The organism is Pectobacterium polaris, from assembly GCF_002307355.1.
Lineage (GTDB): Bacteria > Pseudomonadota > Gammaproteobacteria > Enterobacterales > Enterobacteriaceae > Pectobacterium > Pectobacterium polare.
Window position 1 is genome coordinate 1,085,382 of record NZ_CP017481.1, and the last position, 15,237, is coordinate 1,100,618.

The window sequence follows — 15,237 nt, forward strand, 5'->3', positions numbered from 1 at the left end:
CCTATTTTTTCACGGGAACAAAGGCTTTTTTGTTGTTTACTTTCATAGAAAATGGTTATCGATTACACAAAGTTAAACCAGGTCACACAATACTGTTATTTAATTACAGAAATAGCATAAAAATCGGCCATTAATGTGCTTCATCCCAGTTCATGCCCGTACCGATGTCTACCTGTAACGGGACATTCAATTGCATACAACCTTCCATTAATGCTTTGATTTTACTAATGGATTCTTCAATAACCGAATCATGAATCTCGAAAACCAACTCATCGTGAACCTGCATGATCATCTTCACCTTCGGCGTGTCTTTCTGTAGCCAATCGTCAATTGCGATCATCGCTTTCTTAATAATATCAGCAGCAGTGCCCTGCATTGGGGCGTTAATCGCCGCACGTTCTGCGCCTTTACGCGCCATCGCATTACGAGAATGGATATCTGGCAGGTAGAGACGGCGACCATCCAAAGTGGACACATAGCCATGCTCCGCAGCCTGTTGGCGCGTCCGCTCCATGTAATCCTGCACACCAGGGTAACGCTCAAAATACAGGTTCATGTATTTCTGCGATTCGCTACGCGGAATATTCAACTGACGCGACAGGCCAAACGCGCTCATGCCGTAGATCAGGCCGAAGTTGATCGCTTTAGCACTGCGACGCTGTTCGGATGTCACCTTATCCAGCTCGATACCAAACACTTCTGACGCCGTTGCCCGGTGGATATCCAGCCCGTTCGCGAATGCGTTCAACAGCCCTTTATCACCCGATAAGTGCGCCATGATGCGCAGTTCGATCTGCGAGTAGTCAGCCGCAACAATGCTGTAGCCCTTAGGCGCAATGAATGCCTGACGAATACGGCGCCCTTCGTCATTACGCACCGGGATGTTTTGCAGGTTCGGATCGCTGGAAGACAAACGCCCGGTCGCAGTAACAGCCTGATGATAAGACGTATGAACACGCTTCGTCGCTGGATTGATCATCAGCGGCAGCTTATCGGTGTAAGTAGATTTCAGCTTGGCCAACCCACGATATTCCAGAATCAGCTTCGGCAGAGGGTAATCCAGCGCCAGTTCAGCCAGCACTTCCTCATTGGTTGATGGCGCGCCTTTTGGCGTTTTCTTCAGAATCGGCAGCTTTTGCTTTTCATACAGAATACCCTGTAGCTGCTTGGTCGATGAGAGATTAAATTCTTCACCCGCCAGCTCATACGCTTGGATTTCCAGCTCCGCCAGACGTGCTGTGAGCTCTTTTGAATGTTCTGCCAGAATCACGGGATCGATCAGTACGCCTGTACGCTCGATGCGGGATAAAACCGGCACCAGCGGCATATCGATAGTCTGGAAGACCTGACACAGATCGGCATGCGGCTGGAGTTTACCCCAGAGCTTCTGGTGCAGATGCAGCGTAACGTCCGCATCCTCGGCGGCATAAGGCCCAGCCTGTTCCAGCGCAATCTGATTAAACGTCAGCTGATTTTTTCCCTTACCCGCGATCTCTTCAAAGGTAATGGTTTTATGCTTCAGATAGCGTTCGGCCAGGCTATCCATATCATGGCGGCCCGCCACGCTGTCGAGCACATAAGATTCCAGCATGGTATCAAACGCGATGCCGCGTAAATCGATGTCATACCGCTGCATCACGCCTTTATCAAATTTGAGATTCTGGCCAATCTTAAGCAGCTTCTCATCTTCCAGCAGCGGTTTGAACAAGGCCAATACCTTGGTGCGATCCAACTGTTCCGGCGCATCCAGATAGTCATGTGCCAATGGCAAATAAGCCGCTTCACCCGGCTTAATCGCAAATGACAAGCCAATCAGATTAGCCGTGAGTGTATCCAGCCCGTCGGTTTCCGTATCAAAAGCGAAAACTTCAGCCTTTTTTAAACGCTCAACCCAATCGAGCAGCGTTTTCTCATCAAGAATCGTGACATAACCGTCAGCAGAAAGCGTAGGCGCACTATCTTCTTCGGCGACTTGCTCAACCACCACGTTACTCGCCGCCTGAACAGGCTGGCTGCTCTTTTTACCCTGCATCCAGGTGCCTGATTCAATATCTGATAACCAGCGCTTAAATTCATAACGGGAAAAAAGACGATGCAACTCATCCACATCCAACTCGTTAACGGTGAGCTGATCGCAGGTAAGCTCCAGCTCAACATCCGTTTTAATGGTGGCAAGCTGATAAGAGAGGTAGGCCACGTCTTTGTGCTGTTCAAGCTTCGGCGCCATGGTTTTCGCACCACGGAAGGAAAGCCCGGCAATTTTATCAAGATTGGCATATAGCGAATCCAGCCCGCCGAGCCCTTGCAATAGCGCTTGAGCCGTTTTTTCACCCACGCCAGGTACACCAGGAATGTTATCCGATGCATCTCCCATCAGCGCAAGAAAATCGATAATCAGCTCAGGAGGGATACCGTACTTATCACACACTTCCTGTGGGCCAAGAATAGAGTTATTCATGGTATTAATGAGCGTCACGCTTGGGGTCACTAGCTGCGCCATATCTTTATCGCCGGTACTAATCAGCACCGACTTACCCACTTTTTCCGCCTGCACCGCGAGCGTACCGATCACATCGTCAGCCTCTACGCCGGAAACCGCCAGAAGCGGCAGCCCCATCGCTTTCACCATCTGATGCAGAGGCTCTATCTGTTCGCGTAGGTCCTCCGGCATAGGTGGACGGTGAGCCTTATAATTTTCGAACAATTCATCGCGAAACGTTTTCCCTTTCGCATCAAAAACAACGGCAACGTGGCTGGGCTGATATTGCAACAGCAAACTGCGTAGCATATTCAGCACGCCATACATTGCACCGGTTGCTTCTCCCGCGCTGTTTGTTAACGGAGGGAAAGCGTGATAAGCACGATACAAATAGGATGAACCGTCTACCAGTATTAAAGGGTTTTCTGCAATCTGAGCCATAGCCTGCCGTGATCGTTGTTGTCTGTCATAGCGCTAAGCATGCCATAGGTCAGGGAAAGAGACGATCCTTAACGTGAGATATTGGCTGATTTTGCATGGATCCTCGCAAGATCTTCCTGTGGATAACTTTGTGAATAGTTTCCCCCGCTTAATTGCTAATTTTTCCTATTATCTTAAGCTATTTTTTTATATTCATTAATTTCATGAAGTTATAATATAACCTGTTTGTTTTTAAGGCATGAAAAACCGTCATCCAATTTGTGGATATAAACAAAAAGATAAATAAATATTGCGGACTGATGAGATATAAAAGATAAGAAGATGAAAAACGGGAAGGTATAAAGTCATGCGGTTTTACCCGCATGACTTATTAAATAATTACTTCTTGGTAATGAGGAACTTCACCACGTCAGCATACTGTTTTACATACCCATCCATTGAACTGGTATCAAGACCATCATTCTTGATCATATATTTACCGTTAACGAACATGGCTGGAACGCCGCGTAATTGTAAATCGGCGGCCGCTTTTTCCTGCTGAGCAACCAAAGATTTCACAACAAAGCTATTCAGAGCACCATCAAATTCTTCCGCACTCACGCCAGCTTTCACAAAGACTTCGCGAATATCTTCCGGCTTTTGTACGGTCTGTGTTTTCTGAACAGCATCAAACATCAGCGGGGTAATTTTATCTTCAACGCCCAGCGCCATAGCGACAGCCCATGCCTGCGTCAGGTTTTTACCCAATGGGCCCAGGAAGTCCACGTGATAGCGTGTCATCTTCGTACCCTCTGGCAACGCTTTTTTTACTGCATCTGGAACATGGTAAACCTGTTCAAATTGATAGCAGTGCGGGCAATAGAATGAGAAGAACTCAAGAACCTGAGGCTCTTGGGTTGCAGGTTTATCTAATTCTACATATTGCTTGCCATCAGAAAACTCTGCAGCAGAAGCACTAAATGCCAGAACAACGCCAATCAGCGCAAGCCATAATCTTTTCATAAATTTCACTCTCTCCATTTAATTTCAGTACATTGGCATTAGCTGTAGAGGAGGTTCCTGCAACAGCTGAGTTTGCCCAATAAATATTGCCGTTTGCTTCAACCAGAAATCAGCATCCGTCATCCAGGGGAAATTTTTTGGAAAAGCAGGATCTTCCCAGCGACGAGCAACCCAGGCTAGATAATAAACCTGCCGCATCGCACGAAGAGGCTCAATCAGCGCGAGCTCTTTCTCCTGAAATTCCGCAAATTCGCTATAGGCTTCTAACAAGATATCCAGTTGAATACGTTGTTCACGACGGTCACCATGCAACAGCATCCATAAATCCTGAATTGCTGGACCATTGCGGGCATCATCCAAATCTACAAATAACGGACCATCACGCCACAAAATATTGCCTGGATGACAATCCCCATGCAGACGCAGTGGTCGCCAGTCGTTATGCCAATAAGTTTCAACTGTATCAATCAGTTGACGGGTCGCCTGTAAAAAATCATGTCGATGTATTTTCGGTATTAGCGGACATGTCTCCAACAGCCGATAAGGTTCATGCAGATATTCATTTACCCCGATCGTAGGACGCTCGGTGAATAACGATTTCTGACCCGTCTGGTGAATCCGGCCGAGAAAACGGCCAACCCACTCTAGCTGGTCTTCATTGTCCATTTCATACTGCCGCCCGCCCACGCTGGGGAATACGGCAAAATGAAATCCTTCATAGACATTCAACGTCTGCCCATTAAGCGAGACGGGCGCGACAATAGGGACTTCATCTTCTGCCAATTGCTGGGCAAAAATATGCTCTTCCTCAATCTGCGCTGTGCTCCACCGTTCCGGGCGATAAAATTTCACCACGAATCGTTTACGATCTTCATCCGCAAACTGGTACACCCGATTCTCATAACTGTTTAATGCCGTCAAACCAGAATCAACGCGCAGCCCAACATCCAGCAAGGCATCCACGATCAGATCGGGGAATAGCGTCTGGAAATTAAATATCGAACTATTCATCACGGCCACAAATGGTTAGAGGCGACGTAAGAGATATGCGTGCAATAGTTAGCATCATGAACGTGTTATTCCTTTCCACTAGTCTTTAATAACTCCCCGGGCACGAAGCAAAGCTGTCTTAAAATCTTCTTCGTAGTCCTTCTTCAAACCGGGGATGACTTGTTCTTTATCTGCATCACGCATTTTTAGATGGTAAATAAGGATATCATCAGTCAGTTCATTTAACTGCCCCTCGAACCCCGCCTCCTGTGCAAGGTTTTGTAAAAATTGCACCAGATTTAAATCGGGTTCTTTTTGCCAAGCTGGATGCAGCAGTTCAATCAGCTCATTAACGCGATGGCATTTCATTTTTTTCTCCTTAAAAACGATTTGTACTCAATAAATTTCAATATGCCGGAAGCCGCTTGAACGATATTGAGCATATAGTGATAAAAATAACAGCCTTGTGCACATGAGGAAAGAACTTGGTCTTCAGTGAAAGTTTTTAGAGAATAACGCATGGTTTATCCCTCAAAACATTCAGAACAGAAGAAAGTGAGCATAGATACTTGGAAAGTAAAATGATTACTGGCGTTATTCTCGCAGGCGGACGGGCAATCCGCATGGGCGGGCACGATAAAGGTCTGATAGCACTGAACGGTGTACCGCTATACCAGCACGTTCTGTCTCGGCTTAAAGCACAGGTCGATGAGGTCATGATCAGCGCTAATCGCAATCAGGCTGTGTATGCACAAAGTGGCTGCCGCATTATTGGTGACTTTGATGCAAGCTTTCCAGGCCCGTTGGCGGGCATTCTGAGTGGGTTACATGCTTCTCCATCCGAATGGGTCGTATTTGTCCCTTGCGATGTCCCCGCACTCCCCCTCGATCTGGTGCACCGCTTGTGGCAAGCACGTGGGGAAGCAAATGCGACTTATGCCACAGACGGAGAACGTCCACATCCCACATTACTCTTAATCAATAGAAACCTTATTGAGCCGCTGGAAGCTTACCTGCTTCTTGGAAACCGTAAGCTGATGCTATTTATCGAACAGGTTGGAGCAAACGCCGTTTCATTTAGCGAGCAGCCTAAAGCCTTTCGCAATATGAATTCACCTGAAGATTTATCCAATTGGGAGGATCAACACTGTGAATCCTAATCGTGTCCCCTTGCTCGCTATTGCTGCTTATAGCGGTACAGGTAAAACGACATTACTTAAACACGTCATCCCGCTACTGACTCATCATGGTGTTCGAGTCGGACTCATTAAACATACGCATCATCAGATGGATATTGATACGCCAGGTAAAGATAGCTATGAGCTCCGTAAGGCAGGCGCAGCACAAACGATTGTTGCTAGCAGCCAAAGGTGGGCGCTGATGACGGAGACTCCTGATCAGGAAGAACCCAATATTTACCATCTAGCTGAAAAAATGGATGCGTCTACTCTCGATCTGGTGCTGGTTGAGGGGTTCAAACATGAGAAGATCGCTAAAATAGCCTTATTTCGCCAATCGTTGGGTAGAGAATTAAGTGATTTGATCGATGAGTATGTCATCGCGATTGCAGCAGATGGTGAGATCGACACCACGCTTCCAGTGCTTGATATCAATCAACCAGAGCAGGTTGCTACTTTTATCCACCAATGGCTCAAAAATAATAATCTGTAGTGCGGAATAGGCTACCGTTCACTCTGAACCATTAGGTAATGTCTGGTAGAAAATGGGCTTCTGAACCCAAAAAAACAAACTTTCCCATGCGCTGTATCCAGCATGTGATCTGCAGGCTTTTGTAAATCCACCCAATTTCCCATAGCAAAAAGCCCCTGTCTTTCGACAGGGGCTTTCCACTTATTTGATGCCTGGCAGTTCCCTACTCTCACATGGGGAAGCCCCACACTACCATCGGCGCTACGGCGTTTCACTTCTGAGTTCGGCATGGGGTCAGGTGGGACCACCGCGCTATCGCCGCCAGGCAAATTCTGTTTCATTCTAACCGTTATACGTTGCTTACGCGCTCGCACAACCATCAGAACCAATCTTTGAACAAGCTGAGTATCGTTTTTTGAGTCGTCTCAAAACACCTTCGGTGTTGTAAGGTTAAGCCTCTCGGGTCATTAGTACTGGTTAGCTCAACGTATCGCTACGCTTACACACCCAGCCTATCTACGTCGTCGTCTTCAACGGCCCTTCAGGGGCATCTAGTGCCCAGGGAAGACTCATCTCGAGGCAAGTTTCCCGCTTAGATGCTTTCAGCGGTTATCTCTTCCGCACTTAGCTACCGGGCAATGCAATTGGCATCACAACCCGAACACCAGTGGTGCGTTCACTCCGGTCCTCTCGTACTAGGAGCAACCCCTCTCAATCTTCCAACGCCCACGGCAGATAGGGACCGAACTGTCTCACGACGTTCTAAACCCAGCTCGCGTACCACTTTAAATGGCGAACAGCCATACCCTTGGGACCTACTTCAGCCCCAGGATGTGATGAGCCGACATCGAGGTGCCAAACACCGCCGTCGATATGAACTCTTGGGCGGTATCAGCCTGTTATCCCCGGAGTACCTTTTATCCGTTGAGCGATGGCCCTTCCATTCAGAACCACCGGATCACTAAGACCTGCTTTCGCACCTGCTCGAGCTGTCACTCTCGCAGTCAAGCTAGCTTATGCCTTTGCACTAACCTCCTGATGTCCGACCAGGATTAGCTAACCTTCGTGCTCCTCCGTTACGCTTTGGGAGGAGACCGCCCCAGTCAAACTACCCACCAGACACTGTCCGCAACCCGGATTACGGGCCCACGTTAGAACATCAAACATTAAAGGGTGGTATTTCAAGGTTGGCTCCACAAGAACTGGCGTCCTCGCTTCAAAGCCTCCCACCTATCCTACACATCAAGGCTCAAGGTTCAGTGTCAAGCTATAGTAAAGGTTCACGGGGTCTTTCCGTCTTGCCGCGGGTACACTGCATCTTCACAGCGAGTTCAATTTCACTGAGTCTCGGGTGGAGACAGCCTGGCCATCATTACGCCATTCGTGCAGGTCGGAACTTACCCGACAAGGAATTTCGCTACCTTAGGACCGTTATAGTTACGGCCGCCGTTTACCGGGGCTTCGATCAAGAGCTTCGCCTTGCGGCTGACCCCATCAATTAACCTTCCGGCACCGGGCAGGCGTCACACCGTATACGTCCACTTTCGTGTTTGCACAGTGCTGTGTTTTTATTAAACAGTTGCAGCCAGCTGGTATCTTCGACTGATTTCAGCTCCGTGAGCAAGTCACTTCACCTACCATCAGCGTGCCTTCTCCCGAAGTTACGGCACCATTTTGCCTAGTTCCTTCACCCGAGTTCTCTCAAGCGCCTGAGTATTCTCTACCTGACCACCTGTGTCGGTTTGGGGTACGATTTGATGTTACCTGGAGCTTAGAGGCTTTTCCTGGAAGCGTAGCATTGGTTACTTCATCACCGTAGTGACTCGTCATCACGCCTCAGTGTTAATGACGACCCGGATTTACCAAAGTCATCCACCTTCACGCTTAAACCGGGACAACCGTCGCCCGGATAACCTAGCTTTCTCCGTCCCCCCTTCGCAGTAACACCGAGTACAGGAATATTAACCTGTTTCCCATCGACTACGCTTTTCAGCCTCGCCTTAGGGGTCGACTCACCCTGCCCCGATTAACGTTGGACAGGAACCCTTGGTCTTCCGGCGTGCGGGTTTTTCACCCGCATTATCGTTACTTATGTCAGCATTCGCACTTCTGATACCTCCAGCAGCCCTCACAGGCCACCTTCTACGGCTTACAGAACGCTCCCCTACCCAACAACACCTAAGTGTCGCTGCCGCAGCTTCGGTGCATGGTTTAGCCCCGTTACATCTTCCGCGCAGGCCGACTCGACCAGTGAGCTATTACGCTTTCTTTAAATGATGGCTGCTTCTAAGCCAACATCCTGGCTGTCTGTGCCTTCCCACATCGTTTCCCACTTAACCATGACTTTGGGACCTTAGCTGGCGGTCTGGGTTGTTTCCCTCTTCACGACGAACGTTAGCACCCGCCGTGTGTCTCCCGTGATAACATTCTTCGGTATTCGTAGTTTGCATCGGGTTGGTAAGTCGGGATGACCCCCTAGCCGAAACAGTGCTCTACCCCCGAAGATGAGTTCACGAGGCGCTACCTAAATAGCTTTCGGGGAGAACCAGCTATCTCCCGGTTTGATTGGCCTTTCACCCCCAGCCACAAGTCATCCGCTAATTTTTCAACATTAGTCGGTTCGGTCCTCCAGTTAGTGTTACCCAACCTTCAACCTGCCCATGGCTAGATCACCGGGTTTCGGGTCTATACCCTGCAACTTAACGCCCAGTTAAGACTCGGTTTCCCTGCGGCTCCCCTATTCGGTTAACCTTGCTACAGAATATAAGTCGCTGACCCATTATACAAAAGGTACGCAGTCACCCTGATTAATCAAGGCTCCCACTGCTTGTACGTACACGGTTTCAGGTTCTATTTCACTCCCCTCGCCGGGGTTCTTTTCGCCTTTCCCTCACGGTACTGGTTCACTATCGGTCAGTCAGGAGTATTTAGCCTTGGAGGATGGTCCCCCCATATTCAGACAGGATGTCACGTGTCCCGCCCTACTCATCGAACTCACAGCCTGTGCATTTTTGTGTACGGGACTATCACCCTTTACTGTGCGACTTTCCAGACGCTTCCACTAACACACAAACTGATTCAGGTTCTGGGCTCCTCCCCGTTCGCTCGCCGCTACTAGGGGAATCTCGGTTGATTTCTTTTCCTCGGGGTACTGAGATGTTTCAGTTCCCCCGGTTCGCCTCATGATGCTATGTATTCACATCATGATAGTGTGTCGAAACACACTGGGTTTCCCCATTCGGGTATCGTCGGGTATAACGCTTCATATCAGCTTACCGACGCTTATCGCAGATTAGCACGCCCTTCATCGCCTCTGACTGCCTAGGCATCCACCGTGTACGCTTAGTCGCTTAACCTCACAACCCGAAGGTGTCTTTGATAAATCAAAGTCACTGTCGCGCTGCGATTATTTGAGATACTCATTGACACACTGACACGCCCTTCCTACCCGCAGGTATCAAGGTGTGTTCAGCTGTCATGTTTCAATTTTCAGCTTGTTCCAGATTGTTAAAGAGCAATATCGTAAACATGACTCCAGAGAATCATCTTTACGATATTCATGATAATGTCTTTCACTCATTATCGGATTGGCGTCCCCAAGGGGATTCGAACCCCTGTTACAGCCGTGAAAGGGCAGTGTCCTAGGCCTCTAGACGATGGGGACACAAAAATCCGCACCAGGTCATAAACCCGGCACGCTCGCGTCAGCATGAGTCTACACTCATGACATCAACAGGTGCGCTTGCTCAGTATTTTCATCAGACAATCTGTGTGAGCACTTCACGTAACACACATCTTTTTTGGTAAGGAGGTGATCCAACCGCAGGTTCCCCTACGGTTACCTTGTTACGACTTCACCCCAGTCATGAATCACAAAGTGGTAAGCGCCCTCCCGAAGGTTAAGCTACCTACTTCTTTTGCAACCCACTCCCATGGTGTGACGGGCGGTGTGTACAAGGCCCGGGAACGTATTCACCGTAGCATTCTGATCTACGATTACTAGCGATTCCGACTTCATGGAGTCGAGTTGCAGACTCCAATCCGGACTACGACGTACTTTATGAGGTCCGCTTGCTCTCGCGAGGTCGCTTCTCTTTGTATACGCCATTGTAGCACGTGTGTAGCCCTACTCGTAAGGGCCATGATGACTTGACGTCATCCCCACCTTCCTCCGGTTTATCACCGGCAGTCTCCTTTGAGTTCCCGACCGAATCGCTGGCAACAAAGGATAAGGGTTGCGCTCGTTGCGGGACTTAACCCAACATTTCACAACACGAGCTGACGACAGCCATGCAGCACCTGTCTCACAGTTCCCGAAGGCACTAAGGTATCTCTACCGAATTCTGTGGATGTCAAGAGTAGGTAAGGTTCTTCGCGTTGCATCGAATTAAACCACATGCTCCACCGCTTGTGCGGGCCCCCGTCAATTCATTTGAGTTTTAACCTTGCGGCCGTACTCCCCAGGCGGTCGACTTAACGCGTTAGCTCCGGAAGCCACGCCTCAAGGGCACAACCTCCAAGTCGACATCGTTTACAGCGTGGACTACCAGGGTATCTAATCCTGTTTGCTCCCCACGCTTTCGCACCTGAGCGTCAGTCTTTGTCCAGGGGGCCGCCTTCGCCACCGGTATTCCTCCAGATCTCTACGCATTTCACCGCTACACCTGGAATTCTACCCCCCTCTACAAGACTCTAGCCTGTCAGTTTTGAATGCAGTTCCCAGGTTAAGCCCGGGGATTTCACATCCAACTTAACAGACCGCCTGCGTGCGCTTTACGCCCAGTCATTCCGATTAACGCTTGCACCCTCCGTATTACCGCGGCTGCTGGCACGGAGTTAGCCGGTGCTTCTTCTGCGGGTAACGTCAATCGACAAGGTTATTAACCTTATCGCCTTCCTCCCCGCTGAAAGTGCTTTACAACCCGAAGGCCTTCTTCACACACGCGGCATGGCTGCATCAGGCTTGCGCCCATTGTGCAATATTCCCCACTGCTGCCTCCCGTAGGAGTCTGGACCGTGTCTCAGTTCCAGTGTGGCTGGTCATCCTCTCAGACCAGCTAGGGATCGTCGCCTAGGTGAGCCATTACCTCACCTACTAGCTAATCCCATCTGGGCACATCTGATGGCGAGAGGCCCGAAGGTCCCCCTCTTTGCTCTTGCGAGGTTATGCGGTATTAGCTACCGTTTCCAGTAGTTATCCCCCTCCATCAGGCAGTTTCCCAGACATTACTCACCCGTCCGCCGCTCGTCACCCAGAGAGCAAGCTCTCCTGTGCTACCGCTCGACTTGCATGTGTTAGGCCTGCCGCCAGCGTTCAATCTGAGCCATGATCAAACTCTTCAATTTAAGATTTGTTTGATTTGCTGAACTCGTCAGCGATGCTCAAAGAATTAGTAACTGTTTATTCGTAATGAATTTTACTGTTGTTCACTCTTCAAGACTTTTTATATCGTTTAAGATACGGTCTTGTGAGTGCCCACACAGATTGTCTGATTATATTGTTAAAGAGCAGTGCCACTTCATCGGTGGCGCGGGCTGCATATACTATGCTTTTCCGCTGTGAAGTCAAGTCATTACTGACTGCTTCGTTGAATCTTTTTGCTGTCACCACAACTGCGTATCGCTGTTGCCGTGTCAGTGGATGCGCATTATAGGGACTTCTCGCACGCTGACAAGCGCTAAATGCAAAAAAGTTACCGAGTGATTTTTTTTTCAGCAAAGCGAATTAAAAGACGCCGTTATGCCGGATTTTTCGCCGCTAATTGGGCGAAATCCTCACCGGACAGACTGACGCACCATCAATTCCGGCGTCAGCACCAACGCATTTGGCGCGGTATTAGGATGTTCCAGACGATATAAAAGTGTATCCACCGCTAATTCGCCGAGTTCATCTTTAGGTTGGTGAACGGTAGTAAGAGGTGGAGACATATAGCGGGCCAGCTCAATGTCATCGTAACCAATAACTGCCATATCTTGCGGAATAGAAAGTCCAGCCTGATAAAGTGCATGGTAAACGCCAACGGCCATCGCATCGTTACTGGTGAACACCGCTTCAGGTTTATCCTCCAGCGCTAACAACTGCTGCATAGCGCGGTAGCCCGCTTCAAACTCAAAATCACCGAAAATTTCATAATCAGCGGGAACGAATAGCCCAGCGAGCTTCATCGCCTGTCGATAACCTTCTAATCGGTTATAGGCTGTCGTCTTATCTTTCGGACCCGCAATGCAGGCTATCTTTTTATAGCCACGAGAAATGAGGTAATTGGTCGCGATCTCTCCACCGAGCAGGGAGTTATCTTTAATGACGTCCATAACGCCTTCAAAAGGTGCCCAATCCATCATGACCATAGGTATAGAAGGATAGCGACTCATCATTTCAGGCAAAGGGCGATGGCTTTCGGTGCACATCAACAGTACACCGTCGACTCGCTTTTGCAGCAGCGTTTCGAGACTATGGCTCATTCTGTCGCGGTCGCCTTCGGTGTTGCACAGAATCAGGCTATAGCCTCGTTCATAACAGCAACGCTCTACGCCACGCACCACTTCGGCATAAAACGGGTTATTACTGGCAGTGAGCAACATGCCGATGGTGCGAGTCTGGTTTATTTTCAGACTTCTGGCTAGCGCAGACGGCGCATAGTTGAGATCCTCAACGGCCTTCATCACTTTTTCGCGAATGGTATCGCTGACAAAGCGATTGTTATTAATGACGTGAGATACGGTAGAAGTAGAAACGCCCGCAAGACGGGCGACATCTTTCATGGTGGCCAAAGATCACCCCTGGGTTTGCAAAAATGCGTCGATCTCTTCACGCCACGGGACAGAGGGCTGAGCGCCTCGGCGAGTAACGGCTATCGCAGCTGCCGCATGGGCAAATTTTACTGCGGAGGACATGGGTTTATTTTCCAGCAATGCAGTCACTAACGCGCCATTAAACGTGTCTCCGGCGGCGATAGTATCCACGGCTTTTACACGATATCCCGGAATTCGCTGCCCTTGGCCGTTTTCACTTAACCATACGCCACGGCTACCCAATGTGATGAGCACCGTTTCGATACCTTTATCGTGCAGAACCTGTGCTGCGCGAGCCGCATCGTCTTCCGTCTCAACGGTAATTCCCGTCAGGAACTGTGCTTCGGTTTCATTCGGCGTGATCATATTGACCAGCGATAACAGTTCATCGGGTAGTTCACGGGCTGGGGCGGGGTTCAGAATCACTTTAGTTTGGTGTTCATGCGCCAGTTTAGCGGCTGCAATAACCGTTTCCAACGGGGACTCAAGCTGCATAAGCAACGCAGAAGCATCAATAATGTGTTGCTGATGACGATGAAGGTAATCAGGCGTCACAGCAGCATTCGCGCCTGCGTTAATCGCAATCATGTTCTCAGCGTCGGCGTTAACAAAAATCAGCGCGACGCCGGTTGTTTCCCCGGAGATAGCCTCAACGGCGGAAACATCAATATTGTCCTTGGATAACTGCTGGCAAATACGGGCACCGATATCATCTTCTCCAACACAGGCAATAAAGGCGATGTCTGCACCGCTTCGACCCGCAGCAACGGCCTGATTGGCACCTTTCCCACCGAAAGCAACGCTATATTGCTCACCGATCACCGTTTCGCCCGGGCGGGGAAATTGCTCAAGATTGAGAATATGGTCAGCATTAATACTGCCCAGCACCACCAGCTTACCCGTTTTCATTATGTCGAATCCCGCTACGTTAATAATGCGCCACCACAAACGGGTGGCGCGAGCCCTGCTTTATTCTTTAATTATTTTGCGACCAGCTTCAGGTCAACCGGAATGATGGCCTGCGTTTTTTCGCCTTTCAGCACTTTCGCAGCGGTTTCGATACCGATCACACCGATCTGATCAGGACGCTGAGCAACAGTCGCAGCCAGCTTGCCTGATTCAACGGCCTTCACGCCATCCTGAGTGCCGTCAAAACCAACGACCAGCACATCTGTTTTACCTGCAGTTTGCAGTGCACGCAGTGCACCCAACGCCATTTCATCGTTCTGAGCAAATACGGCCTGAACGTCAGGGTGCGCGGTCAGCAGGTTCTGCATCACGTTCAGCCCTTTAGTACGGTCGAAGTCAGCTGGCTGGCTGGCCAGCATAACGAATTTATTTTTCTCAGCAGATTTCATGAAGCCAGCCCCACGCTCGCGCGCGGCAGACGTTCCAGCGATGCCTTCCAACTGAATCACTTTGGCACCTTCACCCAATTTCTTGGCAAGGAAATCACCGGCAACTTTACCGCCGAAGGCGTTATCAGAAGCCACGTGGCTTACAACTTCACCACTGCTCGCAACGCGGTCAAGTGTAATAACAGGGATCTTGGCCTGGTTAGCCATTTTGATCGCATTACCTACTGCATCAGAATCAGTCGGGTTGATCAGCAGAACTTTGGTTCCACGCACCGTCAAATCCTGAACGTTAGCCAGTTCTTTTGCTGGGTTATTCTGGGAATCCAGTACAATCAGCTCGTAACCCAGCTTGTCAGCTTCTTTCTGTGCACCCTCTTTCATTGAAACAAAGAACGGGTTATTCAGCGTAGAAACCACCAGAGCAACCGTATCTTTGGCCAAGGCATTAGCACTGACAGTCGCGCTCAGCGCAACAGCGGAAACCAGAGTAGCCAGCTTTTTCATATTCATAACTCAATTCCTGTG

The 15,237-nt window shown here is 49.4% G+C and carries 9 protein-coding genes, 1 tRNA gene and 3 rRNA genes; 2 read left to right on the forward strand and 11 right to left on the reverse strand.

Translation table 11 applies throughout. The features are described 5' to 3' along the window. Window positions 1-130: 130 nt before the first annotated feature. From polA to BJJ97_RS04910, 4 genes are all read right to left on the reverse strand, one after another. The gene (gene polA, locus BJJ97_RS04895) at window positions 131-2,920 is read right to left on the reverse strand and encodes a DNA polymerase I (RefSeq protein WP_095993246.1); all 2,790 of its coding nucleotides are present in this window, start codon (window positions 2,918-2,920) and stop codon (window positions 131-133) included. Window positions 2,921-3,298: 378 nt separating this feature from the next. Then, on the reverse strand, window positions 3,299-3,922 hold the full coding sequence (dsbA, locus tag BJJ97_RS04900; RefSeq protein WP_039542363.1) for a thiol:disulfide interchange protein DsbA: 624 nt from the start codon (window positions 3,920-3,922) through the stop codon (window positions 3,299-3,301). A gap of 24 nt (window positions 3,923-3,946) precedes the next feature. After that, window positions 3,947-4,933 (reverse strand): serine/threonine protein kinase, encoded by a 987-nt coding sequence (locus BJJ97_RS04905; protein WP_095993247.1) that lies wholly within the window; start codon window positions 4,931-4,933, stop codon window positions 3,947-3,949. Window positions 4,934-5,011: 78 nt separating this feature from the next. Next, window positions 5,012-5,281, reverse strand: a complete 270-nt coding sequence (locus tag BJJ97_RS04910; protein ID WP_005968263.1) for a YihD family protein — start codon at window positions 5,279-5,281, stop codon at window positions 5,012-5,014. Window positions 5,282-5,493: 212 nt separating this feature from the next. On the opposite strand from BJJ97_RS04910, the gene mobA reads away from it, so the two are divergent. Together mobA and mobB are read left to right on the forward strand one after the other, a co-directional pair. Next, window positions 5,494-6,072, forward strand: a complete 579-nt coding sequence (gene mobA, locus BJJ97_RS04915; protein ID WP_095993248.1) for a molybdenum cofactor guanylyltransferase MobA — start codon at window positions 5,494-5,496, stop codon at window positions 6,070-6,072. Beyond that, window positions 6,062-6,583, forward strand: coding sequence for a molybdopterin-guanine dinucleotide biosynthesis protein MobB (gene mobB, locus BJJ97_RS04920; protein ID WP_095993249.1), 522 nt, complete (start codon window positions 6,062-6,064; stop codon window positions 6,581-6,583). The genes mobA and mobB overlap by 11 nt, the downstream gene beginning before the upstream one ends. A 189-nt stretch (window positions 6,584-6,772) precedes the next feature. Here the strand turns inward: mobB and rrf are convergent. From rrf to rbsB, 7 genes are all read right to left on the reverse strand, one after another. Further along, window positions 6,773-6,888: ribosomal RNA gene (gene rrf / locus BJJ97_RS04925) — 5S ribosomal RNA — on the reverse strand. A gap of 120 nt (window positions 6,889-7,008) precedes the next feature. After that, a 23S ribosomal RNA gene (locus BJJ97_RS04930) occupies window positions 7,009-9,918 on the reverse strand. A gap of 232 nt (window positions 9,919-10,150) precedes the next feature. Next, window positions 10,151-10,226: transfer RNA gene (locus BJJ97_RS04935), tRNA-Glu, on the reverse strand. A gap of 140 nt (window positions 10,227-10,366) precedes the next feature. After that, window positions 10,367-11,908: ribosomal RNA gene (locus BJJ97_RS04940) — 16S ribosomal RNA — on the reverse strand. The 16S, 23S and 5S rRNA genes sit together here with 1 tRNA gene alongside, the layout of an rRNA operon. 429 nt (window positions 11,909-12,337) lie before the next feature. Further along, complete coding sequence (rbsR, locus tag BJJ97_RS04945; protein WP_205556869.1) at window positions 12,338-13,333, reverse strand: ribose operon transcriptional repressor RbsR; 996 nt, start codon at window positions 13,331-13,333, stop codon at window positions 12,338-12,340. Window positions 13,334-13,336: 3 nt separating this feature from the next. Continuing rightward, complete coding sequence (rbsK, locus tag BJJ97_RS04950) at window positions 13,337-14,263, reverse strand: ribokinase (protein WP_095993250.1); 927 nt, start codon at window positions 14,261-14,263, stop codon at window positions 13,337-13,339. A 71-nt stretch (window positions 14,264-14,334) separates the two neighbouring features. Further along, entirely contained in the window at window positions 14,335-15,222 is an 888-nt protein-coding gene (rbsB, locus tag BJJ97_RS04955) for a ribose ABC transporter substrate-binding protein RbsB (protein WP_095993251.1), read from the reverse strand. Window positions 15,223-15,237 lie beyond the last annotated feature (15 nt).

Excerpts from the sequence above, each read along its gene's own strand:
- polA (WP_095993246.1), bottom strand. The coding sequence starts at position 2,920 with ATGGCTCAGATTGCAGAAAACCCTTTAATACTGGTAGACGGTTCATCC.
- dsbA (WP_039542363.1), bottom strand. The coding sequence starts at position 3,922 with ATGAAAAGATTATGGCTTGCGCTGATTGGCGTTGTTCTGGCATTTAGT.
- BJJ97_RS04905 (WP_095993247.1), bottom strand. The coding sequence starts at position 4,933 with ATGAATAGTTCGATATTTAATTTCCAGACGCTATTCCCCGATCTGATC.
- BJJ97_RS04910 (WP_005968263.1), bottom strand. The coding sequence starts at position 5,281 with ATGAAATGCCATCGCGTTAATGAGCTGATTGAACTGCTGCATCCAGCT.
- mobA (WP_095993248.1), top strand. The coding sequence starts at position 5,494 with ATGATTACTGGCGTTATTCTCGCAGGCGGACGGGCAATCCGCATGGGC.
- rbsK (WP_095993250.1), bottom strand. The coding sequence starts at position 14,263 with ATGAAAACGGGTAAGCTGGTGGTGCTGGGCAGTATTAATGCTGACCAT.
- rbsB (WP_095993251.1), bottom strand. The coding sequence starts at position 15,222 with ATGAATATGAAAAAGCTGGCTACTCTGGTTTCCGCTGTTGCGCTGAGC.